Source organism: Neobacillus niacini (assembly GCF_031456445.1).
Classification (GTDB): domain Bacteria; phylum Bacillota; class Bacilli; order Bacillales; family Cytobacillaceae; genus Neobacillus; species Neobacillus niacini_I.
This window is the reverse complement of record NZ_JAVDUQ010000090.1, coordinates 1-1,433: the sequence shown is the minus strand read 5'-3', so window position 1 is coordinate 1,433 and position 1,433 is coordinate 1. Positions and strand designations below refer to the sequence as shown.

Sequence of the window (1,433 nt, the reverse complement as noted above, 5' to 3'; positions counted from 1 at the left end):
TGATATTATCCCTCCTGTGTAGCCAGTATGAAAAAAAACCATACTGGCTAACACAGGAGGGATTTATTTTGGCTAAAAAAGGGCAAAAATTCATAAACTATTCAGTTGAGTTTAAACTTATGGCAGTAAAAAAATATATTGAGGAAGATATGAGCTACACTGCTATCGCAAAGGAACTTGGAGTATATGACCATAAATACATTAGTCGTTGGGTAAAAAATTATAACGAATTAGGCTTAGATGGACTTAAAGATCGTCGTGGTAGTTCGCAGTCCCCTTTTAAAGGCAGACCAAGTTCTAAGCCACTTTCGTTAGAAGAGGAAAATGGAAAGTTAAAAATGGAGAATGAGTTTTTAAAAAAGCTACATGCTCTTCAAAGGAGGTGAAGAAAAAGGACAAGCAAATGGTGTTTAAAATAATAGAAGACCTATCTAATCAGTATCCTGTACTTCAGCTCTGTGAACTTGCTGGAGTGTCTAAAGGGGGATATTACAAATGGTTAAAAAGAAAGGATATCATATCCCCAAAACAACAGGAAGATGAATATATCAAAGGCTTGATAATTGAATGTTATAACGAAGTTAATGGAATATATGGCTATTATCGTATAAAAATATGGCTTTTCCGTAAATATGGCATAAGGGCTAATCATAAAAGAGTTTATAGACTAATGAAGGAACTTGGAATTAAAGCAAAAATTAGACAGAAAAAGGGCAATTACAAGAAAGGGTCCGAAAATATTGTAGTTCCAAACATTCTGAATCGTGATTTTAATGCGACAGAATTGAATCAAAAATGGACTACAGATATTACTTACTTAATGTTTAACCAAAAACGATTATACCTATCTGTTATAAAAGATCTATACAATAATGAAATTGTAGCTTATAAGATCAGTAAATCTAATGATTTAAAATTGGTTTCTGATACAGTAAAAGAGGCAATAAAAAAGCAAGATGCGAAGGGGGTCACTCTGCACAGTGACCAAGGTTTCCAATACACATCTCGCCAATACCATAAACTTCTTAAAAAACATGAGATTATTCCTAGTATGTCCAGAAAAGGGAACTGTTTAGACAATGCCAGTATGGAAAACTTCTTTGGTCATTTAAAATCGGAGGTCATGTACCTTCATTCATTTAAATCAGAAGAAGAAGTAATTGCGGAAATAAATCGATATATTTACTTTTATAATTACAATCGTTACCAAAAAAAATTAAGCAATCTCAGTCCTGTGGAATACAGAATGACCAAGATTGCTTAGAAGACAAATGGATTACAGTGTCTCCTTCTTCAGCTTACAGACCATTCAGTTGATTGAGGGGGTGCTGTCAAGTGCATTCCTTGACAGTGCACCCTCAATCAACTACCATGTAAGCCGCTGAAGAAGGTGGTTAATTTTATACTGTCTACTTGACAGGGATATGTTCAAA

2 protein-coding genes are annotated in these 1,433 nt (G+C 34.1%); both read left to right on the top strand.

All coding sequences use genetic code 11. The annotated features are described in order from the left end of the window. The coding region (locus J2Y67_RS27785) for a helix-turn-helix domain-containing protein (protein ID WP_310179414.1) at positions 1–386 on the top strand (386 nt) is incomplete at its 5' end. Next, positions 383–1,264, top strand: a complete 882-nt coding sequence (locus J2Y67_RS27780) for an IS3 family transposase (protein WP_310179413.1) — start codon at positions 383–385, stop codon at positions 1,262–1,264. The genes J2Y67_RS27785 and J2Y67_RS27780, both read left to right, overlap by 4 nt. Positions 1,265–1,433 lie beyond the last annotated feature (169 nt).